The sequence below is a fragment of the Pseudomonas sp. CFII64 genome (assembly GCF_000416235.1).
In the GTDB taxonomy this organism is placed as follows: Bacteria; Pseudomonadota; Gammaproteobacteria; order Pseudomonadales; family Pseudomonadaceae; genus Aquipseudomonas.
In genome coordinates this window covers 70,905-97,369 of record NZ_ATLO01000004.1, presented here as the reverse complement: position 1 = coordinate 97,369, position 26,465 = coordinate 70,905, and the positions used below count along the sequence as shown (strand labels likewise).

Below are 26,465 nucleotides of genomic sequence, written 5' to 3'. Positions count from 1 at the left end.
TTATTGCAAGGCAATCGACATGACTGACTCACAGAACAAGAACTACATCATTGCGCTTGACCAGGGCACGACCAGCTCACGGGCGATCATCTTCGACCGCGACGCCAATGTGGTGAGCACCGCCCAGAGCGAATTCGTCCAGCACTACCCGCAAGCGGGCTGGGTCGAACACGATCCCATGGAAATCTTCGCCACCCAGACGGCCTGCATGACCAAGGCGCTGGCCCAGGCAGATTTGCATCACAACCAGATCGCCGCCATCGGCATTACCAATCAGCGTGAAACCACGGTGATCTGGGAGAAGGAAACCGGCCGGCCGATCTACAACGCCATCGTCTGGCAGTGTCGCCGCAGCACCGAAATCTGCCAGCAGCTCAAGCGTGATGGCCTGGAAGATTACATCCGGGATACCACCGGCCTGGTCATCGATCCGTACTTCTCCGGCTCCAAGATCAAGTGGATTCTGGACAACGTCGAAGGCAGCCGCGAACGCGCGCGCAACGGCGAGCTGATGTTCGGCACCATCGATAGCTGGCTGATCTGGAAGTTTACCGGCGGCAAGGTTCATGTCACCGATTACACCAACGCCTCGCGGACCATGCTGTTCAACATTCACAAGCTGGAATGGGACCAGCGCATGCTGGACGTGCTGGATATCCCGCGGGAAATGCTCCCGCAAGTGAAGTCCTCGTCGGAAGTCTACGGCCACAGCAAAAGCGGCATTCCAATCGCCGGCATCGCGGGCGATCAGCAAGCGGCGCTGTTCGGCCAGATGTGCGTCGAGCCAGGCCAGGCCAAGAACACCTACGGCACCGGCTGTTTCCTGCTGATGAACACCGGCAAGAAGGCAGTCAAATCTGCCCACGGCATGTTGACCACCATCGGTTGCGGCCCGCGCGGCGAAGTCGCTTATGCGCTGGAAGGCGCAGTGTTCAACGGCGGTTCTACCGTGCAGTGGCTGCGTGACGAACTGAAGATCATCACCGATGCGGTGGATACCGAGTACTTCGCCACCAAGGTCAAGGACAGCAACGGCGTTTATCTGGTCCCGGCTTTCACCGGACTGGGCGCGCCGTACTGGGACCCGTATGCCCGTGGCGCATTGTTCGGCCTGACCCGAGGCGTGAAAGTCGACCACATCATTCGTGCGGCGCTGGAATCCATTGCCTATCAGACCCGCGACGTACTCGACGCCATGCAACAGGATTCCGGCGAACGCCTGAAATCCCTGCGTGTCGACGGCGGCGCCGTGGCCAACAACTTCCTCATGCAGTTCCAGGCCGACATCCTCGGCACCCACGTGGAACGCCCGAAAATGCGCGAAACCACGGCCCTGGGCGCAGCGTTCCTGGCCGGCCTGGCCATCGGTTTCTGGAGCAGTCTGGACGAGTTGCGCAACAAGGCAGTGATCGAGCGCGAGTTCGAACCACAGTGTGAGCCTGCGCAGCGCGAGAAACTCTACGCAGGCTGGCAGAAAGCCGTGGCGCGCACCCGTGACTGGGAACCGCACGAAAACCAAGAGTAAGCAGCGCCTGAGCGAGGGGCAGTATTGAGTTACATGAGTTTCCGGCTGACAGGCAGCCTGTGCCTGCGGCATCATGGGCCGCATTTGGCAGCCTGAAAGGACACTCAACAATAATGAATCTGCCCCCCCGTCAGCAGCAGATCCTCGAACTGGTCCGTGAGCGCGGCTATGTCAGCATCGAGGAAATGGCCACGCTGTTCGTCGTGACCCCGCAAACCATCCGCCGCGATATCAATCAGCTGGCGGAAATGAACCTGTTGCGCCGCTACCACGGCGGCGCGGCCTATGATTCGAGCATTGAAAACACCGCCTACGCCATGCGTGCGGATCAGATGCGCGATGAGAAACAACGGATTGCCGAGGCCATCGCCGCGCAAATCCCCGATCACGCCTCGCTGTTCATCAATATCGGGACCACCACCGAGTCCATCGCCCGCGCCCTGCTCAATCACAACAACCTGAAAATCATCACCAACAATCTGCATGTGGCGTCGATTCTGAGTGCCAAGGATGATTTCGAGGTATTGCTGGCGGGCGGCAACGTGCGCCGTGACGGCGGTGTCGTGGGCCAGGCCAGTGTCGATTTCATCAATCAGTTCAAGGTCGACTTTGCCCTGGTAGGCATCAGTGGTATCGACGAAGACGGTAGCCTGCTGGATTTCGATTATCAGGAAGTCCGGGTTTCCCAGGCGATCATCGCCAACGCGCGGCAAGTCCTGCTGGCGGCGGATTCGAGCAAATTCGGCCGCAACGCCATGGTACGCCTCGGACCTATCAGTTTGATCGATTGTCTGGTGACCGATCAGGCCCCGGTGCCGGCGCTGATGCAATTGCTGACGCAGAACAAGATCCGGCTGGAAGTGGTTTAAAGCCCCGCATAGATCTCGTAATTGGATGGACTCGCCCAAGCCGAGGCGTCTGTAGCGCCACAGTGGCATTCTTAAGAAGCCAACGACAGCGAGGGCGAGTCCATGAAAAAGCATACGACCAAAAGTAACTCCCTGTCTTCAGCCGATGTGTCGGCTTGTTCGACAGTGGCTGTAGGACCGGCTTTAGCCGGGAGGACCGCATCCCTGACGATGCACATGTGTCGGCCATACTGGCCTCCTCCCGGCTAAAGCCGGCCCTGCGACCCCTCTCGACTCCATGTTCACTTTTGTTCCATTCCCCACTTCCAATCAGTATTTTCAATGAATACCGACTGGAAGAGCTTTCATTATTGAGCTATGATTTTCGGAAATGAACATAAATGTTCGAATCTGTTGTTCGAACAAATATCAGGAGGCCATCCGATGCCCCATTCCGTCTTGCCTGTACCGCCCCTCTCCGAGGTCTACGACATCGCCGTCATTGGTGGTGGTATCAATGGTGTCGGAATTGCCGCAGATGCTTCCGGTCGCGGTCTTTCTGTGTTCCTTTGTGAAAAGGATGACCTTGCCAGTCACACCTCTTCTGCCAGCAGCAAGCTGATCCACGGCGGGCTGCGCTATCTCGAACATTACGAATTCCGTCTGGTGCGCGAAGCCTTGGCCGAGCGTGAAGTGCTGTTGGCCAAGGCACCGCACATTGTCAAGCCGATGCGCTTCGTGCTGCCCCATCGCCCACATCTGCGCCCAGCGTGGATGATTCGTGCCGGTTTGTTTCTGTATGACCATTTGGGCAAGCGCGAGAAGCTGCCCGGTTCACGCAGCCTGCGTTTCGGCAGCGACAGCCCGCTGAAAGCCACTATCACCCGTGGTTTTGAATATTCCGATTGCTGGGTCGATGACGCCCGCCTCGTGGTACTCAATGCGATGGCTGCGCGGGAACATGGCGCGCATATCCACACCCAGACCCGTTGCCTGAATGCCCGGCGCAGCAATGGCCTGTGGCATCTGCACATGGAACGCGCCGACGGCACGCTGTTTTCGATTCGCGCCAAGGCGCTGGTCAACGCGGCGGGCCCGTGGGTTGCCAAGTTCATTCGCGATGATCTGAAGCTGACATCGCCGTACGGCATTCGTCTGATTCAGGGCAGTCACTTGATCGTGCCGAAGCTGTACGAAGGCGAAAACGCGTTCATCCTGCAAAACGAAGATCAGCGCATTGTGTTTGCGATTCCGTATCTGGAACGCTTCACGATCATCGGCACCACAGACCGCGAATATCAAGGCGATCCGAGCAAGGTGGAAATCACCGACGGCGAAATGGACTACATGCTCAAAGTGGCCAATGACCACTTCAAGAAGCAGCTGAGCCGGGACGATGTGCTCAACACTTATTCAGGCGTGCGTCCGCTGTGCAACGACGAATCGGACAATCCGTCAGCCATTACCCGGGACTACACGCTGTCACTGTCCGGAGGCGCCGATGAAGCACCGATTCTGTCGGTGTTCGGCGGCAAGTTGACGACCTATCGCAAGCTTGCGGAATCGGCGTTGGCGCAGCTCGCACCGTTCTTCAAGGACATGAAGCCAAGCTGGACCGCCAAAGCCAGCCTGCCCGGCGGCGAAGACATGAGCACGCCAGCCGTGTTGAGCGCCGAACTGACTCAGCGCTGCACCTGGTTGCCAGCAGACATCGCCCAACGCTGGGCGCGCACCTACGGCAGCCGCAGCTGGCGCTTGCTGGAAGGCGTACAAAGCCTTGCCGACATGGGCGACAACCTTGGCGCCGGCCTGTACACCCGTGAAGTCGATTACCTGTGCAGCACCGAATGGGCGACCACCGCTGAAGACGTTTTGTGGCGTCGCAGCAAACTGGGCCTGTTCATGACCGCTGAAGAGCGTGCTGGCGTCCAGCAATACCTGGATGTTGTGGCACGTAGAAAAGGCGCTATCGAAGCGGCTTGAAATATGAATCCGCAGGACCGGCTTCAGCCGGAAGCGCAAGAGCTCTGACACCGGAGCTGCTGCCCATGGACAGGCCTCCTCCCGGCTGAAGCCAGTCCTACGGATACATTTGGTTCGATGGTTATATCATTCGGTTTTCCGAACGTGCCCACCTCCATAGTTCGGCTTCCCGGACGCTTCAAGCCCCCGCCCCGCCCCCGATAAAACTTTAAATCCTTTTAAAACAATGAGTTAACCTTGCGCTCCGTGCTTGGCACGGCTCCTGCTCTACACTACTTGTCGATCGCTTCGACAGTAACGTGTGCCCCTGTCGGCCGCCGTTGAAGCATTCGCCGAACAAGCGGGCCACACCTGTTTCGGCCCCATAAAAAAAACAAAGTCGAGGAATTACAGATGCGCATCGTCCCCCATCTTTTGGGCGCAGCAATCGCTGCCGCTCTGATGACCACTCCAGTTTTCGCCGCCGAACTCACCGGCACACTGAAGAAAATCAAAGAGTCCGGCACCATCACCCTCGGGCACCGCGATGCTTCGATTCCGTTTTCCTATATCGCTGACGCTTCCGGCATTCCGGTTGGCTACTCCCACGACATTCAGCTGAAAATCGTCGAAGCCATCAAAAAAGACCTGAACATGCCGGACCTGAAGGTCAAGTACAACCTGGTCACTTCCCAGACGCGTATCCCGCTGGTACAGAACGGCACCGTTGACGTTGAATGTGGTTCAACCACCAACAACGTTGAACGCCAGCAACAGGTTGACTTCTCGGTAGGCATCTTCGAAATCGGCACCCGCTTGCTGTCCAAGGCTGATTCTTCGTACAAGGATTTCGACGATCTGAAAGGCAAGAACGTCGTGACCACCGCCGGCACTACGTCCGAGCGCATCCTCAAGTCGATGAACGCCGACAAGCAAATGGGCATGAACGTCATTTCCGCCAAAGACCATGGCGAGTCTTTCCAGATGCTGGAATCCGGTCGTGCCGTTGCGTTCATGATGGATGACGCGCTGCTGGCAGGCGAAATGGCCAAAGCCAAGAAGCCAACTGACTGGGCTGTAACTGGCACGGCGCAGTCGTACGAAATTTACGGCTGCATGGTCCGTAAAGGCGACGAACCGTTCAAGAAAGCGGTCGACGACGCAATCGTGGCGACCTACAAGTCCGGCGAGATCAACAAGATCTACGGCAAGTGGTTCGAACAACCGATCCCGCCTAAAGGCCTGAACCTCATGTTCCCGATGAGCGACAAGGTCAAAGAACTGATCAGCAACCCGACCGACAAAGCGGCTGACGACAAAAAGGCTTAATCGCCCATCAAGATATTCCTGAGAGGGCACGTGCCCTCTCAGGATGCCGTTGCGTGTATCTGGATCGATCAGAGGGGAGACCCTGATGAATTACAACTGGGACTGGGGTGTGTTCTTCAAGTCCACCGGCGTTGGCAGCGAAACCTATCTGGACTGGTATATTTCCGGTCTGGGCTGGACTATCGCAATCGCTGTCGCTGCCTGGATCATAGCCTTGCTGCTGGGCTCGGTGCTGGGTGTCATGCGCACCGTACCGAACCGACTGGTAGCAGGCATCGCCACGGTTTACGTGGAAATCTTCCGTAATGTGCCGCTGCTGGTACAGCTGTTCATCTGGTACTTCCTGGTACCGGATCTGCTGCCTGAACACATTCAGGAGTGGTACAAGCAGGACCTCAACCCGACGACTTCAGCGTTCCTGAGCGTGGTGGTCTGTCTGGGTCTGTTTACCGCTGCCCGAGTCTGCGAACAGGTGCGCACCGGCATTCAGGCGTTGCCTGTTGGCCAGGAATCCGCCGCGCGCGCCATGGGCTTCAAGCTGCCGCAGATTTATTGGAACGTGCTGCTGCCGCAGGCGTACCGGATCATTATTCCGCCGCTTACCTCCGAATTCCTCAACGTGTTCAAGAACTCGTCGGTGGCCTCGCTGATCGGCTTGATGGAACTGCTCGCCCAGACCAAACAGACCGCCGAGTTTTCCGCGAACCTGTTTGAAGCTTTCACGCTGGCGACACTGATCTACTTCACCTTGAACATGAGCCTGATGTTGCTGATGCGCGTGATCGAGAAGAAAGTCGCGGTGCCCGGCCTGATTTCCGTGGGGGGCAAATAATGGACTTTTCCGGAATCAGCCAAGCCATTCCCGGCATGTGGAACGGCATGGTCATGACCCTGCAACTGATGGCCATGGGCATCGTCGGCGGTCTGGTGCTCGGCACCATCCTGGCATTGATGCGCCTGTCGTCGAACAAGTGGCTGTCCAATCTGGCCGGCGCTTACGTCAATTATTTCCGCTCGATCCCGCTGCTGCTGGTCATCACCTGGTTCTATCTGGCGGTGCCGTTCGTGCTGCGCTGGATCACCGGCGAAGACACGCCCATCGGTGCGTTCACCTCCTGCGTCGTGGCGTTCATGATGTTCGAGGCTGCGTACTTCTGCGAAATCGTCCGTGCCGGTGTGCAATCGATTTCCAAGGGCCAGATGGGTGCCGCACAGGCGCTGGGCATGACCTACGGGCAAATGATGCGTCTGATCATTCTGCCCCAGGCCTTTCGCAAGATGACCCCGCTGCTGCTGCAACAGAGCATCATTCTGTTCCAGGACACCTCTCTGGTTTATACCGTTGGTCTGGTGGATTTCCTCAACGCCTCGCGGGCCAGTGGCGACATCATTGGCCGCGCCAATGAGTTCCTGATCATCGCCGGTCTGGTGTACTTCACGATCAGCTTTGCCGCCTCGTTGCTGGTGAAGCGCCTGCAAAAAAGGTTCGCCGTATGATTTCCATCAAGAGCATCAACAAGTGGTATGGGGACTTCCAGGTACTGACTGATTGCAGCACCGAGGTCAAGAAAGGCGAAGTGGTGGTGGTGTGCGGACCGTCCGGCTCCGGCAAATCGACCCTGATCAAATGCGTCAACGCGCTGGAACCCTTCCAGAAGGGCGACATCACCGTTGATGGCACTTCGATTGCCGATCCCAAGACCAATCTGCCCAAGCTGCGCTCGCGGGTCGGCATGGTGTTTCAGCATTTCGAGCTGTTCCCGCACCTGACCATCGTTGAAAACCTGACCATCGCGCAGATCAAGGTGCTGGGCCGCAGCAAGGCCGAAGCCACCGAGAAAGGCCTGAAGCTATTGGAGCGCGTCGGTCTGTCCGCCCACGCCAACAAGCATCCGGGCCAGCTTTCCGGTGGTCAGCAACAACGTGTGGCCATCGCCCGCGCCCTGGCCATGGACCCGATCGTCATGCTGTTCGACGAACCGACCTCCGCGCTTGACCCGGAAATGGTCAACGAAGTGCTCGACGTGATGGTGCAGCTGGCCCACGAAGGCATGACCATGATGTGCGTGACCCACGAAATGGGCTTCGCCCGCAAAGTGGCGAACCGCGTGATCTTCATGGATCAGGGACAGATCGTTGAAGACTGTGAGAAAGAAGAATTCTTCGGTGACGTCAGCGCCCGCTCCGAGCGTGCGCAGCAGTTCCTCGCCAAGATCCTTCAGCACTAAGCGATACCCCGTCGGTGGCCTGGCTCTTTGCGAGTCAGGCCGCTGTTCGGCTCAGGACGACTGTGATGAAATGCGACCCCAATCTTTATCGCGCCGCGCCGCCATCACTCGCCGTGAAACCCCGCCTGATACGCCACCTGTTTTTGCCGCCGCTGATCATTGCGCTGATGATCGGCCTGGGCTACATCGCCTATCTGTTCAGTGAACATAACGGGATCAAGGCTCTCAAGGAGAATGGCGAACGTCAGTTGGAGCTGCACGCGCGCACCGTTGAAAGCGAAATCAACAGATACACGTATTTGCCCAGCGTGCTGGAGCTTGAATCCAACGTTTCCGCATTGCTCAAAGATCCGACGCCGGAGCTGCGGCAGAAGGTCAACGACTACCTCGAAGGCCTGAACCGCCGCAGCCGCAGCCGCGCCATTTATGTGCTGGACACCACCGGCCGCGTACTGGCCACCAGTAACTGGCGCGACGCCGACAGTTATCTGGGCGAAGACTTGTCGTTCCGCGCCTATTTTCAGGACGCAGTGCGTGGTTTGCCCGGCCGTTTCTATGGCATCGGCAGCACCACCGGCGAGCCTGGCTATTACCTGGCCCATGGCCTGGAAGAGCAAGGCAAGATCATTGGCGTGGCGGTGATCAAGGTCCAGCTCGAAGCCCTTGAACAGCGCTGGCAACGGGCGCGTCTGGAGGCATTCGTCAGTGACGAGAACGGCATCATCATCCTTTCCAGCGACCCGGCCCGACGCTTGAAATCGGTACGCCCGCTGACGGCGGAAATCAAGGAGCGCCTGGCGCGCAGCCTGCAATATTATTGGTTCCCGCTGAACGAACTGGTGCCGCTGGAGCGCGAATCCCTGGCCGAAGGCGTGGAGAAACTCACCTTTCCGGCCAACGTCAGCGTCGATCATGAACACAAACAAGTGAGCTATCTGGCCCAGACCCGGCAACTGAGCGACACGCCCTGGCACCTGACCTTGCTGACCCCGCTGGAAGACCTGCGCCGGGAAGCGGGCAGCCAGGGCATGTTGGTGGCAGTGATCTGCGCGCTGGTGGCCTTCTTGCTGATCGCCTGGAATGAACGGCGCAAAGTGCTCTCGACACGGCTTGCCGCGCGGGAAGCCTTGCAACAGGCCAACAACGAACTGGAACGCAAGATTGCCGAACGCACCGAGCACTTGCGCGCCAGTAACGAACGTCTCAAAGGCCAGATTCGCGAACGACGCCAGGCTGAAGACACGCTGCGCCGGGCTCAGGATGAACTGGTGCAGGCTGGCAAGTTAGCGGCCATCGGCCAGATGTCTACCAGCATCGCTCACGAACTGAATCAGCCGCTCGCTGCGTTGCGCACCTTGTCGGGCAATACCGTGCGCTTCCTTGAGCGCGGCGCACTGGATACAGCCAGCGCCAACCTGCGCACCATCAATGATCTGGTGGACCGCATGGGCCGCATTACCGCCAGCCTGCGCGCCTTCGCCCGCCGCGGCGATGACAAGGGCCAGGCCTTGCTGAGCAAAGCGGTCGAGGCGGCGTTGCAACTGCTGGCTGGACGCCTGGAAAACTTCTCGCTGGACCTCCATCAGGAGTTTGTCGACGCGCAATTAATGATCGACCAGACGCGTCTTGAACAGATTCTGGTCAACCTGATCGGCAACGCGCTGGACGCCATGAGCGCTCAACCGCTGCCTGAACTGTGGCTTGAAGGTTCGCTGGTGGACGGCCGTTATCGCCTGCTGGTGCGCGATAACGGCCACGGCATCGACGACGAAGCGCGCAAGCATCTGTTCGAACCGTTTTTCACCACCAAGCCCGGTGAACAAGGGCTGGGGCTCGGCTTGACCTTGTCTGCGAGCCTCGCCGCAGCGGCTGGCGGAAGCCTTGGCGCCGAGCATCCGACAACAGGCGGAACGACGTTTGTATTGTGTTTGCCGCTGGTGTCCGTATGACCGGTGGGAGCGACTTTGCTCGCGAAGGCGATGTTGCACGCCCTTGGGATAGAGGCCACTTCGCGAGCAAGCTCGCTCCCACACTCCATTTGCTGATTTGTAGGTCGCCTGATGAGAACCCCGAATGAACACTGACCTGACCGTACTCATCGTCGAAGACGACCCGCACGTCTTGCTCGGCTGCCAGCAGGCGCTGGCGCTGGAGGACATTCCCAGCGAAGGCGTCGGCAGCGCCGAAGAAGCCCTGGCGCGTATCGGCGATAACTTTGCCGGGATCGTCATCAGCGATATTCGCCTGCCCGGCATCGACGGTCTGGAACTGCTGACCCGGCTCAAGGCCCGCGACCGAAGCCTGCCAGTGGTGCTGATTACCGGCCATGGCGATATCTCCATGGCGGTGAATGCCATGCGCGACGGCGCCTATGATTTCATGGAAAAACCTTTCTCCCCCGAGCGGCTGGTGGAAGTCGCGCGTCGCGCCCTGGAGCAACGCGGGCTGGCCCGGGAAGTCTGGTCGCTGCGCAAGCAGCTGGCCGAGCGTGATTCGCTGGAAGGCAAAATCATCGGTCGCTCGCCCGCCATGCAAAACCTGCGCGCCTTGATCGCCAACGTCGCCGATACCTCGGCCAACGTGCTGATCGAAGGTGAGACCGGCACTGGCAAAGAGTTGGTCGCCCGCTGTCTGCATGATTTCAGTCGTCGCCATTCCCAGCAGTTCGTTGCGCTGAACTGTGGCGGATTGCCGGAAAGCCTGTTCGAAACCGAAATTTTCGGCCATGAATCCAACGCCTTTACCGGCGCGGGCAAGCGGCGCATCGGCAAGATCGAACACGCGCACAACGGCACGCTGTTCCTCGACGAAGTGGAAAGCATGCCGATCAACCTGCAAATCAAACTGTTGCGGGTCTTGCAGGAACGGACGCTGGAACGCCTGGGCTCCAACCAGAGCGTGGCGGTGGATTGTCGAGTGATCGCCGCGACCAAGTCGGACCTGAACGAGATGGGCAAGACCGGGCTGTTTCGCAGCGACTTGTACTACCGCTTGAACGTCGTGACCCTGGAGCTGCCGCCGCTGCGCGAACGCCGCGAGGACATCCTGCAACTGTTCGAGCATTTTCTGCAGCTGTCATCGCTGCGCTTTGACCGAGAGCCGCCGCAACTGGATCCGCAAACCGTATCCAGCCTGATGAGCCACGACTGGCCCGGCAACGTGCGTGAACTGCGCAACGTCGCCGAGCGCTTTGCCCTCGGCCTGCCGGCCTTCAAGACCGCAAGCGCGCAGATCGAAAGCCTAAGCCTGGGTTTTGCCGAAGCCGTGGAAGCCTTCGAGAAAAACCTGCTCAGCGAGGCCCTGCAACGCAGCGGCGGCAACCTGAGCCAGGCCAGTCAGGAACTGGGCATGGCCAAGACCACGCTGTTCGACAAGGTCAAAAAATACGGGTTGGGTTAGCCAAAATTGCCAGGATCCGTAGGACCGGCTTTAGCCGGGAGAGCGTGGGCTCTGACGACGCAACTGCTGCTGATGTATCGGCCTGCTCCCGGCTAAAGCCGGTCCTACAGGATCTATTCAACTTCAATGAGTTGTTTACGCATCCCCTGCCAGAATCTGCCGAATCGCCCCCACAAACACATCCACCGGCTGGCCACCTGACACGGCGTATTGATCATTGAAAATAATGGTCGGCACCGAACTGATACCACGGGAAACCCACAGTTGCTCCAGTTCGCGCACGTCGCTGGCGTATTCGTCGCTGCTCAGGATGGCTTCGGCGCGCATACGATCGAGTCCGACTTTCTGCGCTACATCTGCCAACACCCGATGGCTGGACGGGTCGGCCAGATCGGTGAAGTAGGCCGTAAACAGCGCTTCTTTCAGCGCCTGCTGCTTGCCTTCCAGCTCTGCCCAATGCAGCAGACGGTGTGCATCGAAGGTGTTGTAGATGCGCCGGTTGCCCTGGGAGAAGGTAAAGCCCAATTCTTCACCACGCAGGCGGATGTTTTCCCGATTGGCTTTGGATTGCTCTGGGGTGGAGCCGTATTTCTGCTGGATATGCTCGTCGATATCCTGACCTTCAGCGGGCATGTTCGGGTTCAGTTCGAACGGCTGGAAGTGGATCTGCGCCTGCACTTCATCGCCCAGTTCAGCCAGCGCCTCGTTCAAGGCGCGCAGGCCGACCACGCACCAGGGGCAGGAAACGTCGGAGACAAAATCGATTTTCAGGGGAGTCGTCATGGCAGGCTCACTCTAAGGAAACAGGCTGCCACGATACGCCTAAGTGCCGCCGATATTCAAAGCTGCGCCATGTGTCGGCCGTCTTCATGCTGCGCGCGCAGGTAGGGCAACACCGCGCCCAGCAACGGGGCCTTGAAGGCTTCCTGAAAACGATGGGCCAGGCCCGGAATCAGTCGCAGCTGACTGCCCTGGATATGCGCGGCCACATGCACGCCGTGCATCACCGGCAACAACGGGTCGGCCGTGCCATGCACCACCAGCACCGGCAAACGCAGGCGATCCAGCAGTTCGACGCGACTGGGCTCGGCCAGAATCGCCAGGATCTGCCGCTTCACCCCTTCCGGATTGAACGCCCGGTCGTAGGAAGTCGCGGCCTGTTGCAGCAACAGCGCACGATCATCTTTCACCTCGGGGCTGCCCAACGCGGCGAGCAAATCTGCCTGCTGCTCCAGCGCCGCCTCGCGATTCGGTGCGCCGCGCTTGGCGAGCAATTGCAGTAACGCCGGATTGGGCATCGGTAAGCCCTGGGCGCCGGAACTGGTCATGATCAAGGTCAGGCTTTCGATGCGCTGCGGCGCCAGATCGGCCAGATGCTGAGCGATCATGCCGCCCATGCTCGCGCCCAGCACATGAAATTGGCGGACGTGCAACGCGTCCATCAAACCCAGCGCGTCATCGGCCATGTCAGTCAACGAATACGGCGCTGAAACTTGCAGGCCCAGCTTGAAGCGCAGCACTTCGTAGGTCAGGTTGGCACTGGCGGGCGGCTGTATCCAGGTTGACAGGCCGACATCGCGATTATCGTAGCGAATGACTCGATAACCCTGCTCGCACAGCGCGACCACCACCTCGTCCGGCCAGTGAATCAACTGCCCGCCCAAGCCCATCACCAGCAGCAAGGCGGGGTCGGATTCACGGCCGACACTCTGGTAAGCCAGGCGCACTTGCTGGAGTTCAGCTATTTGCGTAGGAACGTTGACATCACATCGAGAGGCCGCAAAAGACGGCAAGCCGCACAAAAGTGCGGCCAGGAAGAGAAACACGCGCATGAAAAAACACCAAAAAACAGATCCCCAGTAGGCAACGAGTTTGATGATGTTTTGCAAAGCGCGCTGCCACAGTTACGTGACAGTTTGATGAAGAGGGCTGAATGGTCATTCAGAGCAGCAAGCTGCAAGCTTAAAGCCGCAAGCGATTTTCGCAGCGTCACTTGCAGCTTGTGGCTCATAGCTTTCAGCTGGCAGCAGACTGACTACGCAACTGCCGCGCCGCCGCCACCATATTGACTAACGCCGCTTCGGTTTCAGGCCAGGCGCGGGTTTTCAGGCCGCAATCGGGGTTGACCCACAAGCGCTCGGCCGGGATGCGTTGCACGGCCTTGGTCATCAGGCGGACCATTTCTTCAGTGCCGGGCACCCGTGGCGAATGGATGTCGTAGACGCCGGGCCCGATGTCGTTCGGATAATCGAACGCCTTGAAGGCTTGCAGCAATTCCATGTCCGAGCGCGAGGTTTCGATGGTGATCACGTCGGCGTCCATGGCGGCGATTGACTCGATCACGTCATTGAATTCGCTGTAGCACATGTGGGTATGGATCTGTGTTTCGTCGCGCACGCCCGACGCGCACAGGCGGAATGCTTCGACAGCCCAGTCCAGATATTCCTGCCAGTTCGCCCGACGCAGCGGCAGCCCTTCGCGGAAGGCCGCTTCGTCGATCTGCACGATCTTGATACCCGCCGTTTCCAGGTCCACCACTTCGTCACGAATCGCCAGGGCCAGTTGCTGCGCCTGGACCTTGCGCGACACGTCTTCGCGGGGGAAAGACCACATCAGCATGGTCACCGGCCCGGTCAACATGCCTTTCATGACCTTGTCGGTCAGGCTCTGGGCGTAGCTGATCCAGTCCACGGTCATCGCCTGCGGACGGCTCAAGTCGCCGAAGATCACCGCTGGTTTGACGCAGCGCGAGCCGTAACTCTGCACCCAGCCAAAGCGCGTGAAGGCGTAGCCATCCAGTTGCTCGGCGAAGTATTCAACCATGTCGTTGCGCTCGGCCTCGCCATGCACCAGCACGTCCAGCCCCAGGCGTTCCTGGGTTTGCACCGCGTGGCGGATCTCGTGGCGCATCGCGTCGGTATAGTCGTTGGCCGACAGACGCCCCTGTTTCCACGACTGACGCGCCAGACGAATGGACGGCGTTTGTGGGAATGAGCCAATGGTCGTTGTCGGAAATGCCGGCAGATTCAAGCGCGCACGCTGTTGTTCAATACGCGCGGCAAACGCCGATTGACGCTGGCTGTCGGCAGCGGTGATTGCCGCCAGACGCGCCTGCACTTCAGGTTTATGGATACGCGGCGATTGCGCACGGCTGATCTGGATGGCGCGACTTTCAGCCAGGACGGCCTGCACTTCGGATGACTCCGGCGCGTTCAAGGCCGCGCTGAGCAGCGAGATTTCTGCACATTTCTGCACGGCAAACGCCAGCCAGCTCTTGAGCTCGGCATCGAGCTTGTCTTCACGTTGCACGTCCACCGGGCTGTGCAGCAGCGAGCAGGAGCCAGCAACCCACAAGTTGTCACCAAAGCGCAGCTGCGCCTCACGCAATTGCGCCAGCGCCTGGTCCAGATCACAGCGCCAGACGTTACGGCCATTGACCACGCCCAGGGACAACACTTTATAAGTCGGCAGGCGGTCGAGCACCGCAGCCAGTTGTTCCGGCGCGCGCACCAGGTCGATGTGAAGGCCGTCCACCGGCAAGGAAACCGCCAGACCGAGGTTGTCTTCCAGGCCGCCAAAATAGGTCGCCACCAGTTTTTTCAGCGGTGAATATTGCAGGCTGTGATAGGTGCGTTCGAAGGCGTTCTTCCAGTCCTGCGGCAGATCCAGCGCCAGAATCGGCTCATCGATCTGCACCCACTCAACGCCCTGGGCAGCCAGGCGGCCGAGGATTTCGCCGTACAGCGGCAACAAGCGCTCCAGCAGATCGAGCTTGTCGAAGCTGTCACCCTTGGCCTTGCCCAGCCACAGGTAAGTCAATGGACCGATCACCACCGGCTTGACCTTGTGGCCAAGGGCGCGGGCTTCGTCGACTTCTTCGAACAGCTGTTCCCAGCTCAATTTGAAACGCTGATCCTGAGTGAATTCCGGGACCAGATAGTGATAGTTGGTATCAAACCACTTGGTCAGTTCCTGCGCGTATTGGCCTTTGCCATGCGCCCCGTTGCAACACGCAGTCGCACCTCGCGCCATGGCGAACAGGGTGTTGAGGGTCGGCAAGCCTTGAGCGTCCGTGGTCTGGGCGAAACGCTGGGGGATTACACCGAAGGTCAGCGAATGGGTAAGGACCTGGTCGTACCAGGCGAAGTCACCCACCGGCAGCAGCTCGATGCCCGCATCCTTTTGCAGCTGCCAATGCGCGGCGCGCAGCTCGCGACCGGCGGCGCGCAGGCCTTGCTCATCCAGATCGCCCTTCCAGTGAGCTTCCAGAACTTTTTTCAATTCGCGATCAGCGCCGATGCGCGGAAAACCAAGTGTGTGGGCCAAGGCCATGGTGCGTCCCTCCGTAAAAGATGGCGCCATTGTCGACAGCGAAGGCAACATGAGACAAACTCATTGTTTTCGTGTTGATCACAAAATCTATTCATGGAGCGCCAGCGGTGCTTGAGATACGCCACCTGAAAACCCTGCATGCCTTGCGCGAAGCCGACAGCCTTGTGGAGGCCGCCGAGCGCCTGCACCTGACGCAATCGGCGTTGTCCCACCAGTTCAAGGAACTGGAAGAACGCATGGCGATGCAGTTGTTCGTGCGCAAGACCAAGCCGGTGCGTTTCACCAGCGCCGGATTGCGCCTGCTGCAACTGGCTGATGCGGTGCTGCCGCAGTTGCGCAGCGCAGAGCGGGACATCGCACGATTGGCAGGCGGCACGGCCGGGCGTCTGCACATGGCGATCGAATGCCACAGCTGTTTTCAGTGGCTGATGCCGACCATCGATCAGTTTCGCGATGCCTGGCCGGAAGTGGAGCTGGATCTGGCGTCGGGCTTCGCTTTCGCGCCGCTGCCTGCCCTGGCCCGTGGTGATCTGGATCTGGTGGTGACGTCCGACCCACTGGAACTGGCGGGTATTACTTATGTACCGCTGTTCACTTACGAAGCGATGTTAGCCGTCGCCAACCAACACCCGTTGGCCAACAAGCCTTACATCGTGCCCGAGGACCTGCTCAAGGAAACCCTGATTACTTATCCGGTAGAACGCGACCGCCTGGACATCTTCACCCGGTTTCTGGAGCCCGCCGACATCGAACCGGCGCAGGTGCGCACTTCCGAGCTGACCGTGATGATGATGCAGCTGGTCGCCAGCGGCCGTGGCGTGTGCGGGATGCCGCACTGGGCGCTGCATGAATACAGCTCGCGGGGTTATGTGAAGGCCAAGCGCCTGGGCGAGAAAGGCTTGTTCGCCACGCTGTACGCCGCCGTGCGCACCGACATGCTCGACGCGCCGTACATGCGCGATTTCCTGCTCACCGCCAAGGACACCTCGTTCTCGACGCTGGATGGGGTCAGTGCGGTGCGGTAAACGACGACCGGTGTCGCGCGGCTAATGTGGGATCCGTAGGACCGGCTTTAGCCGGGAGGGCGAGAGTTCTGCCGACACAGGTGCGGTGTATGATCTGGCCCCCTCCCGGCTAAAGCCGCTCCTACAGAATGCACGTCATGCTTGAGCGGGTAATCCCTGATAAATCGGCAGGATCGAATCCCGGGTCAGCGGGGCCAATGGCAGTTGAGGATGGCTGTCGGCGCTGATCCAGACGACCTCCTCGATCTCTGCCGCCGGTACCACATCGCCATCGATGCGCACTTCAAAAAGCTCGCAGCGCACCTCAAAGCCAGGCTCGTTGGCCGCCGGTGCGGCGAAGGAGCCGAGATAAGCGGCCTGAACGGGATCAATCAGCAACCCCAGTTCTTCCTCAAGCTCGCGCGCCAAAGCCACGGCAGGCAGCTCGCCGGGTTCGATCTTGCCGCCCGGTTGCATGAAGGCTGTCGTCCCGCGCTTGCGGACCAACAAGGTGCGGCCATCCTTCCCGATCAACAGCGCGGCGGCTATCTGAATCACCTTCATGAAAATATCTCGACCTTGAGCTGGCGTGCTTCATCGGCGCGTTCCAGCGCCAGCACGATCAACCGGTCGATCAGGCCCGCATAGGTCATGCCGCTGGCCTGCCAGAGTTTGGGGTACATGCTGATGGAGGTGAATCCCGGAAGGGTGTTGACCTCATTGATGATGATGTCCCGCGCCTCGGTGACGAAGAAATCCACCCGCGCCAGCCCCGCGCATTGCAGTACTCGATAAGCGTGCAGCGCCACGTCCCGGACCTGATCACTGAGTTCGGGCGTCAGCTCGGCCGGAATGGCGATCCGCGCCTGATCGCCGTTCAGGTATTTGGTGTCGTAGGCGTAGAACTCGTCATTGGCGATGACTTCCCCACACACGCTGACCTGTGGCTGGCGATTGCCAAGCACTGCACATTCCACTTCACGACCGACGATGCCCTGCTCGATCAACACCTTGTGATCGAACTCGAAAGCCAGCGCCAGCGCGGCGCTAAAGCCCGCTTCGTCGCTGACTTTACTGACGCCCACGGACGAACCCTGGCTGGCCGGTTTGACGAACATCGGCAGGCCCAGCCTGGCGGACACTTCTTCGAAGCGCGCCGATTGCCCGCGCGTCAGCACCAGCGAAGGGGCGACGGCGATTCCGGCATCGCGCAACAAACGCTTGGTGACGTCCTTGTCCATGCAGGCCGCCGAGGAAAGCACGTCCGGTCCAACAAACGGGATCGCCAGCAGGCGCAACAAGCCCTGCAATGAACCGTCTTCGCCGAATGCGCCATGAATCAGCGGGAACACCACATCGATTCTCGGCAATTGGACACCCGACGCGACGTCGACAAACTGCCCGGCCAGGCTTCCCGGCAGCAACGACAGCAGCTTGCCCGACTCGCTGAGTTTGATCTGTGCAGGGTTATCAGCATTGAGCAGGTAATCACACTCATCGAAATGCAGCCAGCGGCCTTGCTTGTCGATGCCGATCAAGGTCAGGTCATAACTGCCGCGATCGATCGCGTTGATCACGTTCTTGGCTGACTGCAGCGAGACTTCGTGTTCGCTGGATTGACCGCCGAAGAGGATGGCGACTGATGTTTTCAAAACGACAACTCCTGGGTTTCAGGCCGCAGAGTCAAAAGCAAATTGACGCGTTAGTCCAGCGACGAAGCATGCCGGTTGTCATCGGGACTGAAATTCAGGCAAAAAAAATCCCGCGCGCCGGACGAACAGAATCTGATCGTCCAGCGCTCGGGACCACGCGGTTTCATTCCGTGGCTTCAGGGTCTTTCTTGCCACCGGAGCCGAACGTTGCAAAGCGTTTGTTGAAGCCCGCGATACGGCCTTCGGTAGTGGTTTTACGCTGCTGCCCGGTGTACATCGGGTGTGAAGCGCTGGATACATCGAGGGCGACGTAAGGATACGTTTTGCCATCGGTGTGTTGTTGCGTGCGCTCCGTATCAACCGTGGAGCCAATCAGGAAAAACGCATCGGCGGCGGTGTCGTGGAACAGCACGGTACGGTATGCGGGGTGGATATCAGGTTTCATGTTGCCTCCAGATGAGTACGTAATTGATGTGTTACACAGTAACATAACGCGAAGTGTGAACCATCATCGATTGTCGTGACTTGCATCATTCGCGAACTTGATTAGGCAGACACATGTCGCTAATGTTCGAGCCGCTGCTGCTCAATCAATGACCCGGGATTGGCCTCCTGGCATACTGGCCGGATGGAAACAAGCCATGTCTCAACCCGATCATTTTCAACTCCCCTCCTACGCGTACAACCGCCTGATTGAAGCCCGCGACTCGCTGCGTCTATTGGATGGCTATGTCAATAAAACCGACGTGCTGTGCAACCCCTCAATGTTGGTGAGCTACGTCTCGATGCTGCAAAGCGCCTTGCAGGAAGTGATCGCCGCCAGTCAACCAGGCGAACCCCGCGACGCGTTCATGCGCAAGGCCGACGAACTGGGCTTCGTGGCACTCAACCCGATAGAAATGAAGCTGATCGAGCACCTGCGCTGGACCAGCCTCGAGGGACGGGAAGATATTCATGAAATGGCGCAGCGCACCCGTCGCGTGAAACCCTGGGTGCTGGAGAGCTGAGCGGCACACACCTGACTGGCTAACTCGTAGGAGCGGCTTCAGCCGCGAAGGCATCTTCCCGGCTAAAACCGGTCCGCATCAAATCGCGAACTGACGTGATCGCGTCCCGGGATCGGTTCAGAATTACCTTAAAGGCCTGTATCTTCCAAGTCCGCTCCAAAGCGCAGCGACAAAGATCGAGCGCAGCCAATAAATCACCGTTATTAGCCCAGGAATACGTATGAGCCTGTCCCTTCTCAGTCGTTACGCCTTCTTTGTAGGTTGTGTGTTGTTCACGCTGTTCAGCTTGCCGTTCTTGCATCACGAATGGTTATGGCCGTTTACCCTGGTCACCGGGCTGCTTTCGATAGTCGGCATTTTCGATCTGCTGCAATCACCGCATTCGGTGCGGCGCAATTATCCAATCCTGGGCAACATCCGCTACGCCGTGGAGGCCATCCGCCCGGAAATTCGCCAGTACCTGCTGGAATCCGACAGCGACGCCCTGCCCTTTTCCCGGGCGCAGCGTTCGCTGGTGTATTCCAGGGCCAAGAATGAGTCGGCAGACCGGCCCTTCGGCACGCTGATCGACGTCTACCAGACCGGCTTCGAATTCATCAGCCATTCCATGCGCCCCGCGCCATTGAGCGATCCGAACTCGTTTCGCGTCATCGTCGGCGGCCCGCAATGCACCCAGCCTTACTCGGCTTCGTTGTTCAATATTTCCGCGATGAGTTTCGGCTCGCTCAGCGCCAATGCCATCCGCGCCTTGAATCAGGGCGCCAAACTCGGCAACTTCGCCCATGACACCGGCGAAGGCAGCATCAGCCCGTATCACCGGGAAAACGGCGGCGACCTGACTTGGGAGCTGGGCAGCGGCTATTTCGGTTGTCGCACCGCCGATGGACGCTTCGATCCCGAGCGCTTCGCCAGGCAGGCGCAGGACCCACAAGTGCGAATGATCGAAATCAAGATGAGCCAGGGCGCCAAACCCGGCCATGGCGGCATCCTGCCCAAGGACAAGGTGACCAAGGAAATCGCCGAAACCCGAGGCATCATGATGGGCGAGGATTGCGTCTCGCCATCACGGCACAGCGCATTCTCTACACCCACCGAAATGATGCAGTTCATCGCGCAGTTGCGCGAGTTGTCCGGCGGCAAGCCGGTGGGTTTCAAGTTTTGCCTGGGCCATCCCTGGGAGTTCATGGGGATCGCCAAAGCCATGCTGGAAACCGGCATCCTGCCCGACTTCATTGTGGTTGACGGCACCGAAGGCGGCACTGGCGCAGCGCCCGTGGAGTTCACCGACCACATGGGCGTGCCGATGCGCGAAGGCCTGCTGTTCGTGCATAACACGCTCGTTGGCTTGAACCTGCGGGACAAGATCAAGCTCGGCGCCAGCGGCAAGATCGTCAGTGCGTTCGATATCGCCAGCGTGCTGGCTATCGGCGCCGACTGGGCCAACTCGGCGCGTGGTTTCATGTTCGCCATCGGCTGCATTCAGTCGCAAAGTTGCCACACCAACAAATGCCCGACCGGCGTCGCCACTCAGGACACCCTGCGCCAGCGGGCGCTGGTCGTGCCGGACAAAGCCCAGCGCGTCTTCAACTTCCATCGCAATACGCTCAAGGCCCTGGCAGAAATGATCGCCGCCGCCGGGCTCGATCATCCCTCGCAACTGGGCGCTCGGCACCTGGTGCGGCGCATGTCGGCGACGGAAGTGAAACTGTTTTCGCAGTCCCATGTATTCCTGCAGCCCGGCCAGCTACTCACCGGCCCCGTTGATGGCAGCTTCTATTCGAACATGTGGCAAATGGCGCGGGCAGACAGTTTCGAGCCCAACGCGATTGCCTGATCGACCGCAGAAACCTTGATGGGCATGCCTGGTGCCCATTGAGACATTCTGTAATAGCCTCGCTTTGCATTTGCACCGCTAACCCGCCACCCTTCCGCGCCGCCGGTCTGCTGGACCGACGGCGTGAACCATTGCCTGTGCATTGACCTCTACTTTTTACGACTTCAAGAGCCCACCGTTATGACTGACGGACGCGACCTGCGCATCGACTTTTTTCGCGGCCTGGCGCTGATCTTCATTTTTTGGGATCACGTGCCGGACAACCCCTTCGCCCAATTGACCGTACGTAATTTCGGGTTCAGCGACGCTGCGGAAATTTTCGTGTTCCTGGCCGGCTACGCGGCGATCCTGGCCTACGGCCGCATTGCCCAACGCGACGGTTTTGTCGTCGCCTGCATTCGCATCCTGCGCCGCACCTGGGTGCTGTATGTGGTGCATATCTTCTTGCTGACCTTGTTGATGGGCATCGTCTTCGTCGCCAACAATCACGTCGAAACCCGGGACATGGTCCGGGAAATGGGCCTGGAATACTTCGTCGGCAATCCGCAGCAAGCGCTGGCCGATGAATTGCTGCTGCGCTTCAAACCCAACCTGACTGACCCGCTGCCGCTGTACATTCTGCTGCTGCTCGCCTTGCCGCTGATCCTGCCGTTGATGCTGCGCAGCATTGCGCTGACGGTCGGCTTGTCGTTGGCGCTGTACATGATGGTGCCGCTGTACGGCTGGAACCTTTCAGCCTACGAAGGCGGCGGCGTCTGGTATTTCAATCCAGTGGCGTGGCAGTTGCTGTTTGTGCTGGGCGGCGCTTGTGCACTGAAGTCCCAAGCGAAATCGACCAGCAGCGCCGAGCCGGTTGCGCTGCGGCGACAACCGCTGTTCATGCTTTGCGCCGCTTACGTGTTGCTGGCGGGCGTGTTGACCGTGCTCTGGAAATTCCCTGAGCTGCACGCCGAGCTGGTGCCGCAGATCATCGCCGATTGGCTCTACCCCATCAGCAAGACCGACCTTGCCCCCGTGCGTCTGCTGCACTTCCTGGCCCTGACCTACTGCGTGGCAAAACTGCTGCCCGTCGGCCAACGCTGGCTGGCCAACTGGCCAGCGCAACAGACCTGTCGAATGGGCCGCTACTCGCTGGAAATCTTCTGCCTCGGCGTACTCCTCGCCCCCCTCGCCGACATGGCCAACGCCCTGGCGGGCGATACCTGGCCGATGCAAATCTGCACCGCCCTCATCGGTCTGGCGCTGATGGTGCTCATGGCCGCCTGGCTCGATCTCAACAAACGCTTGGGCCAACCAAAACCCGCCCATGTGGTTGCGGTTTGAGAACTGCGTCGCACTGAAACTCCTTCTCGGAAGTTTCCCACAACTTTATCAGGCCAAGTTTTTTTGCAGTTGGCCGTTAAGGAGGGGGAACGGATTAATTAGAGAGGGAGTTATTTTGAATATCAATTCCGCAGTGAGCGTCAGCAGTGCCTATTCGTTGGTACAAAATAGAAAATTTGACGTTGAGAGGCCAGCTTTGGCGACTGGCAACCCCGGTGATATAAAGGCGCTCGACGCAGACGCAGCCCCAGGAACCCTGGAGACGGCTGATAAAATCGAACTCTATGAGTACGAAGAAAAACCGTGGGAGTCAGAGAAGTGGTATATGGAAAATTTAACATATGATTATGACAGGAGGAGATTTTTTATATTCATGCAAGAAGTAGATAAAATTTCGCAACTTCACACCATTAAAATTAAATTCAAGGAATTCTCCGACTACATTACCGATCAACACTCTGATATCGCATCGATAAAATATGGATTTACACTGGATGAAGTCGGAAAAATTAAAATACTCGACCCCCATCAGAAACTGAGTGAATCCGACAAATCCTGGTTAACGGAGAAAATCAATACATTCAATGGATTAAGCAAAACAGTTAATTCACACTTTCAAACACTGATGACGCTGATAGATCATGCCGATAGCCTTGGCAAAAAATACAATCTAAACAGGCACAATTTTCAAACGACGATTGACTACGGCAACATCCTCAATATTGCGTGGGACAGCTTGAATAAAACATTTGATAAAATGCTCAATGACAATTCAGAGAGACGGCCCGAGCCATCGATCGACACGCTTGCATAAGAAAAAAAGCGGGCCCACCAGAAAACCTGGTGGGCCCTGGATATTGCTATGCTCAAGAAGGTCTGCTACTCACCAATTGCTGACGACAAATATGCGCCAAATTATAGCCTTCAGGATTCGCGACCACGTCAACCAGATAGTTCATCACTACATAACTGCCGGTACGATAGTAACTTCTCCACGTATTATTGTACCCCCGACTGTATTCAACAAAATCTCTGGCTTGAGCGCCACCTTCGCAACGTCCAAACTCAACCAACTGCGAAGCTTTGCCTTCGCTATTGGAGAACAGGGCAGTATTTATACTCTCTCTGTAACCGTCGTCAAAACTGACTCCGAACGCTGCTATTGCCCCTTCCAGCGCGGCCCCAGAAGTGTCAGTAAACTGCACCTCAATCCTGGCCTGTTTATAGGCCTGCGTAGGCAGCCATTCCGGATAGGCATAGCCATAGGGGATGCGCAAAACGGCCTCCTCATCGTGAAACTTGAATTCCTTCAAGACGGGATAGGAGCCAAACACCAGGCTATATTCTCCGCTGCCAGAGGGCGTACTTTGGTTGTGTGTCACCCTGAGGATGATTTCTTCGCCCGGTTCCAGGCCTTTGAGGGTATTTCGGCCTGAAATTAATGTCCAGGCTCCGTCTACGTGCCGCTCGACCTTGATGTGTTGCCGACTCGTCGAATGCAGCAAGACATCCTGCCCTCGCAGGGAGGTGAAGCCGTAATAGTGCTCGGACGCCGAGCTGTTTAACCGGCCGTTGATGTTATGAACTTTATCTGACAACACGCTGAACACGGGTTCCTCTACCGTCGGCGCAGGGGGAACTTGTGCAACGCTTCCCTCAACAACAGCATGTGCCCATGCAGCATGAGTTCCCGCTGATAAAACAGCGGACACGACAACACTTAATAGCAATTTATTATTCTTATGCATGTGAAACCTCAACAATTTAATTTGGTTATGCCAGGCAGTTTTACCACTGACAAATTCGACGTAATCACTGCGTATAATCTGAGTCAACACGCTCGTATAAAAATCAGAAACGTCCTACTCATTAATTTTTTCGTGATACATTTCGCACAACTAATGCTGCCGATGCTTACAGCAGGCACCGAACTCAGCGAATTACTGCTCGCTACCTCGGCGTACTCCTCGCCCTCGCGCCGATGGCGCTCATGCGCCGACTGGCTCGATCTCAACAAACGCCTGGGCAAACCAAAACCTCCCCAGGTGGTTGCTGTTTGAGAACTGCGTCGCACTGAAACTCCTACTCGGAAATTTCCCACAACTTTATCAGGCAAAGTTTTTTTGCAGTTGGCCGTTATGAAGGGGAAATGAACAGAGAGAGTTGCTATGAATATCAATCCCAATTCCGCTGCGCAATCACCTTACCCAAACCTGGCATCAAGAAACGCCAGAGCGGAGGAAGCCATTCAAGCTAATCATGAACAAGGACAATCCTTGCGGACCACTTCGCAACCCAGCGATAAGCCAGTCAGTTCAACTGATACGTTGAAGGGTTATAGAGGCTCTTCGGATCAGAAATGTTTGTTCCAGGGCGTTATCGGAATGACAGAAGACCAAAATTACGCAAGAGAAAATCCTTGGGGCGGTCCGGAAGTTATCAAGGAAAAAGAGTGCTGCTGGACATGCCGGGGATTTGAGCTATCTTCACTACGCTTGCTTGCGGAGACAGGAGTCAACATTATCAAGTCAGAACTGCAAAACTTTAAGAATGCGCTTGCCAAAACATATCCAGAGCTATCGACCAAACTATTCAACTTCACGCTGGATGCATGCGGCCAAATAAGCATTATTGACTCAGACGAACTCACCCCGCTAGAGCAAGCAATTTTGACCCAGTCCCTACGCGATCACAAGCGACTAAACGCAGCCCTTCAAGCACATGCAGAAACGCTAATAAAATACGCAGGCTACAAAGCACCCGAACCGGGACAAGATCCTCTTAGCATGGAAAATCTAGGCACGCGGGTGAATTATGCGGCGCTATTGGCACATCCCACCGGTGCACTGGACCTCTTCGGAAATCCCTGGGTTCCCAACGAACCGATTTATGAGCGTCGTTCAATTGACATAAAAACGTGATGACTGGACGCTTACAACGTAGATAGGCGGGCCTTATAGAACTACCTATCTATAGGGTTATTAATTGCTGATGCAATGCAACGCGAACGCAGCCGTCCACTTCTTCTGCTGCTCAAAATTTTCAGGGCCAACCAGTTCGTCAGATACGAACCAGCGAACTATTTTATATCCGGCGATCCCGTAATTAACGCCCTCATCGTCATTCTGTTCTGCGCGCACCTCGCTGTCATAGCACCTATCCAGTTTGAATGTCAGATCGATTTTCCCGGTATCGTCGGCTGATGCTAGCCTGAAAAAATCCGGCTCCTTCGAACGACCATCCAGATACAGATTAAATTTAGCGTAACTTCCTTTAAGGGGAGCACCAGTGGAATCGGTATATTGCAACTCATACGATAACTCTTCGTAGGTTTGTACGCCTACCACCCATCCGGTATTACCCGCTCCGACACGAGCCCAGACTGGCGGCGCTGTCAGCTTTACATCTTTCATGAACGCGTATGACCCGAAGCTCAAATTGTATTCTGTGTCTTTATAAGCTTCAGTCCGCCGATAAGAAATTCGGACCCGGACCGCGTCACCTGCCTTGAGACGTGAGAAGGTGATTGTGTCCCCTGGATAGCCCTTCGCCCATCGCCCCTCATGAAAGTATTCGATAAGTAACTGCTTTTCAGAATCAGGAGTACGGTTCACCAACATCACTTTTTGGCCACGTATTGCCGCAAACTCTTAACAGTGAACTTCCTCTTTATTTTTGAGCTTATTTCGCAGCCTATGAACTTGATCCGACAAAACCTGACATACAGGCTCATCAGATCCATTCCCCACAACCTCTACATTCCCCTGCGCATTCACCCCACACGCCCCCGCCAATAAAAGAGCAGACGCAAATGTACCGAGGGCGAGCTTTTTATTCTTGTTCATCGCAAATCCTTGAGTAGATTCAGTCAATATATAAATATTATTTACACAGCGCGTTTAAGCCACTGACAAAACCGGACGTAATCACCCGCCCCACCCGCCGTCAGCCACCTACGTTAATAAACAGACCGTTCCCACAAACGGGTCGGCCAGCGCCTTACCGCTCCTGAGACCAAAGAT

24 protein-coding genes are annotated in these 26,465 nt (G+C 57.6%); 15 read left to right on the top strand and 9 right to left on the bottom strand.

Annotation, left to right across the window (positions count from 1 at the left end; all coding sequences use genetic code 11):
* Positions 1-19 precede the first annotated feature (19 nt).
* From glpK to CFII64_RS01230, 9 genes are all read left to right on the top strand, one after another.
* Positions 20-1,525, top strand: coding sequence for a glycerol kinase GlpK (gene glpK / locus CFII64_RS01270; protein ID WP_020288930.1), 1,506 nt, complete (start codon positions 20-22; stop codon positions 1,523-1,525).
* 113 nt (positions 1,526-1,638) lie between these two features.
* On the top strand, positions 1,639-2,394 hold the full coding sequence (locus CFII64_RS01265) for a DeoR/GlpR family transcriptional regulator (protein ID WP_020288929.1): 756 nt from the start codon (positions 1,639-1,641) through the stop codon (positions 2,392-2,394).
* 423 nt (positions 2,395-2,817) lie between these two features.
* Positions 2,818-4,356, top strand: a complete 1,539-nt coding sequence (gene glpD, locus CFII64_RS01260) for a glycerol-3-phosphate dehydrogenase (RefSeq protein ID WP_020288927.1) — start codon at positions 2,818-2,820, stop codon at positions 4,354-4,356.
* Positions 4,357-4,749: 393 nt separating this feature from the next.
* The gene (locus tag CFII64_RS01255) at positions 4,750-5,664 is read left to right on the top strand and encodes a glutamate/aspartate ABC transporter substrate-binding protein (protein WP_020288926.1); all 915 of its coding nucleotides are present in this window, start codon (positions 4,750-4,752) and stop codon (positions 5,662-5,664) included.
* A gap of 85 nt (positions 5,665-5,749) precedes the next feature.
* Positions 5,750-6,496, top strand: a complete 747-nt coding sequence (locus CFII64_RS01250; protein ID WP_020288925.1) for an amino acid ABC transporter permease — start codon at positions 5,750-5,752, stop codon at positions 6,494-6,496.
* Positions 6,493-7,161: an amino acid ABC transporter permease gene (locus CFII64_RS01245; RefSeq protein ID WP_177325387.1), complete on the top strand. Its 669-nt coding sequence runs from the start codon at positions 6,493-6,495 to the stop codon at positions 7,159-7,161. The genes CFII64_RS01250 and CFII64_RS01245 overlap by 4 nt, the downstream gene beginning before the upstream one ends.
* The gene (locus tag CFII64_RS01240; protein WP_020288923.1) at positions 7,158-7,892 is read left to right on the top strand and encodes an amino acid ABC transporter ATP-binding protein; all 735 of its coding nucleotides are present in this window, start codon (positions 7,158-7,160) and stop codon (positions 7,890-7,892) included. The genes CFII64_RS01245 and CFII64_RS01240 overlap by 4 nt, the downstream gene beginning before the upstream one ends.
* A gap of 65 nt (positions 7,893-7,957) precedes the next feature.
* Positions 7,958-9,841 (top strand): ATP-binding protein, encoded by a 1,884-nt coding sequence (locus CFII64_RS01235; RefSeq protein WP_020288922.1) that lies wholly within the window; start codon positions 7,958-7,960, stop codon positions 9,839-9,841.
* 124 nt (positions 9,842-9,965) lie between these two features.
* On the top strand, positions 9,966-11,291 hold the full coding sequence (locus CFII64_RS01230) for a sigma-54 dependent transcriptional regulator (RefSeq protein ID WP_020288921.1): 1,326 nt from the start codon (positions 9,966-9,968) through the stop codon (positions 11,289-11,291).
* 135 nt (positions 11,292-11,426) lie between these two features.
* Here the strand turns inward: CFII64_RS01230 and CFII64_RS01225 are convergent, their stop codons facing one another.
* The 3 genes from CFII64_RS01225 to metE all read right to left on the bottom strand — a co-directional run bounded on the left by CFII64_RS01225 (position 11,427) and on the right by metE (position 15,623).
* Positions 11,427-12,074, bottom strand: coding sequence for a DsbA family oxidoreductase (locus CFII64_RS01225; protein WP_020288920.1), 648 nt, complete (start codon positions 12,072-12,074; stop codon positions 11,427-11,429).
* Positions 12,075-12,130: 56 nt separating this feature from the next.
* Positions 12,131-13,123 carry an alpha/beta fold hydrolase gene (locus CFII64_RS01220; RefSeq protein ID WP_020288919.1) on the bottom strand — a complete coding sequence of 331 codons (993 nt, stop codon included), beginning with the start codon at positions 13,121-13,123 and terminating at the stop codon, positions 12,131-12,133.
* 184 nt (positions 13,124-13,307) lie between these two features.
* Complete coding sequence (metE, locus tag CFII64_RS01215; RefSeq protein ID WP_020288918.1) at positions 13,308-15,623, bottom strand: 5-methyltetrahydropteroyltriglutamate--homocysteine S-methyltransferase; 2,316 nt, start codon at positions 15,621-15,623, stop codon at positions 13,308-13,310.
* A 107-nt stretch (positions 15,624-15,730) separates the two neighbouring features.
* On the opposite strand from metE, the gene metR reads away from it, so the two are divergent.
* A complete protein-coding gene (gene metR / locus CFII64_RS01210; RefSeq protein WP_020288917.1) occupies positions 15,731-16,648 on the top strand; it encodes a transcriptional regulator MetR in 918 nt (305 codons plus the stop codon).
* Between the two features lie 135 nt (positions 16,649-16,783).
* Here metR and CFII64_RS01205 read toward each other — a convergent pair whose 3' ends face one another.
* The 3 genes from CFII64_RS01205 to CFII64_RS01195 form a co-directional block, all read right to left on the bottom strand.
* Positions 16,784-17,191: an NUDIX domain-containing protein gene (locus tag CFII64_RS01205; RefSeq protein WP_020288916.1), complete on the bottom strand. Its 408-nt coding sequence runs from the start codon at positions 17,189-17,191 to the stop codon at positions 16,784-16,786.
* Positions 17,188-18,279: a D-alanine--D-alanine ligase gene (gene ddlA / locus CFII64_RS01200; protein WP_020288915.1), complete on the bottom strand. Its 1,092-nt coding sequence runs from the start codon at positions 18,277-18,279 to the stop codon at positions 17,188-17,190. The genes CFII64_RS01205 and ddlA overlap by 4 nt, the downstream gene beginning before the upstream one ends.
* A 163-nt stretch (positions 18,280-18,442) precedes the next feature.
* Positions 18,443-18,724, bottom strand: a complete 282-nt coding sequence (locus CFII64_RS01195; RefSeq protein ID WP_020288914.1) for a type B 50S ribosomal protein L31 — start codon at positions 18,722-18,724, stop codon at positions 18,443-18,445.
* A 196-nt stretch (positions 18,725-18,920) separates the two neighbouring features.
* Between CFII64_RS01195 and CFII64_RS01190 the strand changes: the two genes are divergently transcribed.
* From CFII64_RS01190 to CFII64_RS01175, 4 genes are all read left to right on the top strand, one after another.
* Positions 18,921-19,286 carry a hypothetical protein gene (locus CFII64_RS01190; RefSeq protein WP_020288913.1) on the top strand — a complete coding sequence of 122 codons (366 nt, stop codon included), beginning with the start codon at positions 18,921-18,923 and terminating at the stop codon, positions 19,284-19,286.
* A gap of 220 nt (positions 19,287-19,506) precedes the next feature.
* A complete protein-coding gene (locus tag CFII64_RS01185) occupies positions 19,507-21,120 on the top strand; it encodes an FMN-binding glutamate synthase family protein (RefSeq protein WP_020288912.1) in 1,614 nt (537 codons plus the stop codon).
* Between the two features lie 180 nt (positions 21,121-21,300).
* A complete protein-coding gene (locus CFII64_RS01180; RefSeq protein WP_020288911.1) occupies positions 21,301-22,443 on the top strand; it encodes an OpgC family protein in 1,143 nt (380 codons plus the stop codon).
* A 115-nt stretch (positions 22,444-22,558) separates the two neighbouring features.
* Positions 22,559-23,257, top strand: a complete 699-nt coding sequence (locus tag CFII64_RS01175) for a hypothetical protein (protein WP_156883141.1) — start codon at positions 22,559-22,561, stop codon at positions 23,255-23,257.
* A 52-nt stretch (positions 23,258-23,309) separates the two neighbouring features.
* On the opposite strand, the gene CFII64_RS01170 is transcribed toward CFII64_RS01175, so the two are convergent.
* Complete coding sequence (locus CFII64_RS01170; protein WP_156883140.1) at positions 23,310-24,191, bottom strand: hypothetical protein; 882 nt, start codon at positions 24,189-24,191, stop codon at positions 23,310-23,312.
* Between the two features lie 420 nt (positions 24,192-24,611).
* On the opposite strand from CFII64_RS01170, the gene CFII64_RS01165 reads away from it, so the two are divergent.
* Entirely contained in the window at positions 24,612-25,364 is a 753-nt protein-coding gene (locus CFII64_RS01165) for a hypothetical protein (protein WP_156883139.1), read from the top strand.
* 60 nt (positions 25,365-25,424) lie between these two features.
* Here the strand turns inward: CFII64_RS01165 and CFII64_RS01160 are convergent, their stop codons facing one another.
* Both CFII64_RS01160 and CFII64_RS29670 read right to left on the bottom strand, forming a co-directional pair.
* Positions 25,425-26,057 carry a hypothetical protein gene (locus tag CFII64_RS01160; protein WP_156883138.1) on the bottom strand — a complete coding sequence of 211 codons (633 nt, stop codon included), beginning with the start codon at positions 26,055-26,057 and terminating at the stop codon, positions 25,425-25,427.
* Between the two features lie 36 nt (positions 26,058-26,093).
* Positions 26,094-26,288: a hypothetical protein gene (locus CFII64_RS29670; protein ID WP_047573918.1), complete on the bottom strand. Its 195-nt coding sequence runs from the start codon at positions 26,286-26,288 to the stop codon at positions 26,094-26,096.
* Positions 26,289-26,465: the final 177 nt, after the last annotated feature.

Coding starts and splice junctions, on each gene's coding strand:
- metE (WP_020288918.1), bottom strand. CDS start 15,623: ATGGCCTTGGCCCACACACTTGGTTTTCCGCGCATCGGCGCTGATCGC.
- CFII64_RS01265 (WP_020288929.1), top strand. CDS start 1,639: ATGAATCTGCCCCCCCGTCAGCAGCAGATCCTCGAACTGGTCCGTGAG.
- CFII64_RS01250 (WP_020288925.1), top strand. CDS start 5,750: ATGAATTACAACTGGGACTGGGGTGTGTTCTTCAAGTCCACCGGCGTT.
- CFII64_RS01235 (WP_020288922.1), top strand. CDS start 7,958: ATGAAATGCGACCCCAATCTTTATCGCGCCGCGCCGCCATCACTCGCC.
- CFII64_RS01180 (WP_020288911.1), top strand. CDS start 21,301: ATGACTGACGGACGCGACCTGCGCATCGACTTTTTTCGCGGCCTGGCG.
- CFII64_RS29670 (WP_047573918.1), bottom strand. CDS start 26,288: ATGAACAAGAATAAAAAGCTCGCCCTCGGTACATTTGCGTCTGCTCTT.
- CFII64_RS01165 (WP_156883139.1), top strand. CDS start 24,612: ATGAATATCAATCCCAATTCCGCTGCGCAATCACCTTACCCAAACCTG.
- CFII64_RS01170 (WP_156883140.1), bottom strand. CDS start 24,191: ATGCATAAGAATAATAAATTGCTATTAAGTGTTGTCGTGTCCGCTGTT.
- CFII64_RS01255 (WP_020288926.1), top strand. CDS start 4,750: ATGCGCATCGTCCCCCATCTTTTGGGCGCAGCAATCGCTGCCGCTCTG.
- CFII64_RS01225 (WP_020288920.1), bottom strand. CDS start 12,074: ATGACGACTCCCCTGAAAATCGATTTTGTCTCCGACGTTTCCTGCCCC.
- glpD (WP_020288927.1), top strand. CDS start 2,818: ATGCCCCATTCCGTCTTGCCTGTACCGCCCCTCTCCGAGGTCTACGAC.
- CFII64_RS01220 (WP_020288919.1), bottom strand. CDS start 13,123: ATGCGCGTGTTTCTCTTCCTGGCCGCACTTTTGTGCGGCTTGCCGTCT.
- glpK (WP_020288930.1), top strand. CDS start 20: ATGACTGACTCACAGAACAAGAACTACATCATTGCGCTTGACCAGGGC.
- CFII64_RS01230 (WP_020288921.1), top strand. CDS start 9,966: ATGAACACTGACCTGACCGTACTCATCGTCGAAGACGACCCGCACGTC.
- CFII64_RS01240 (WP_020288923.1), top strand. CDS start 7,158: ATGATTTCCATCAAGAGCATCAACAAGTGGTATGGGGACTTCCAGGTA.
- CFII64_RS01205 (WP_020288916.1), bottom strand. CDS start 17,191: ATGAAGGTGATTCAGATAGCCGCCGCGCTGTTGATCGGGAAGGATGGC.
- CFII64_RS01195 (WP_020288914.1), bottom strand. CDS start 18,724: ATGAAACCTGATATCCACCCCGCATACCGTACCGTGCTGTTCCACGAC.
- CFII64_RS01185 (WP_020288912.1), top strand. CDS start 19,507: ATGAGCCTGTCCCTTCTCAGTCGTTACGCCTTCTTTGTAGGTTGTGTG.
- CFII64_RS01190 (WP_020288913.1), top strand. CDS start 18,921: ATGTCTCAACCCGATCATTTTCAACTCCCCTCCTACGCGTACAACCGC.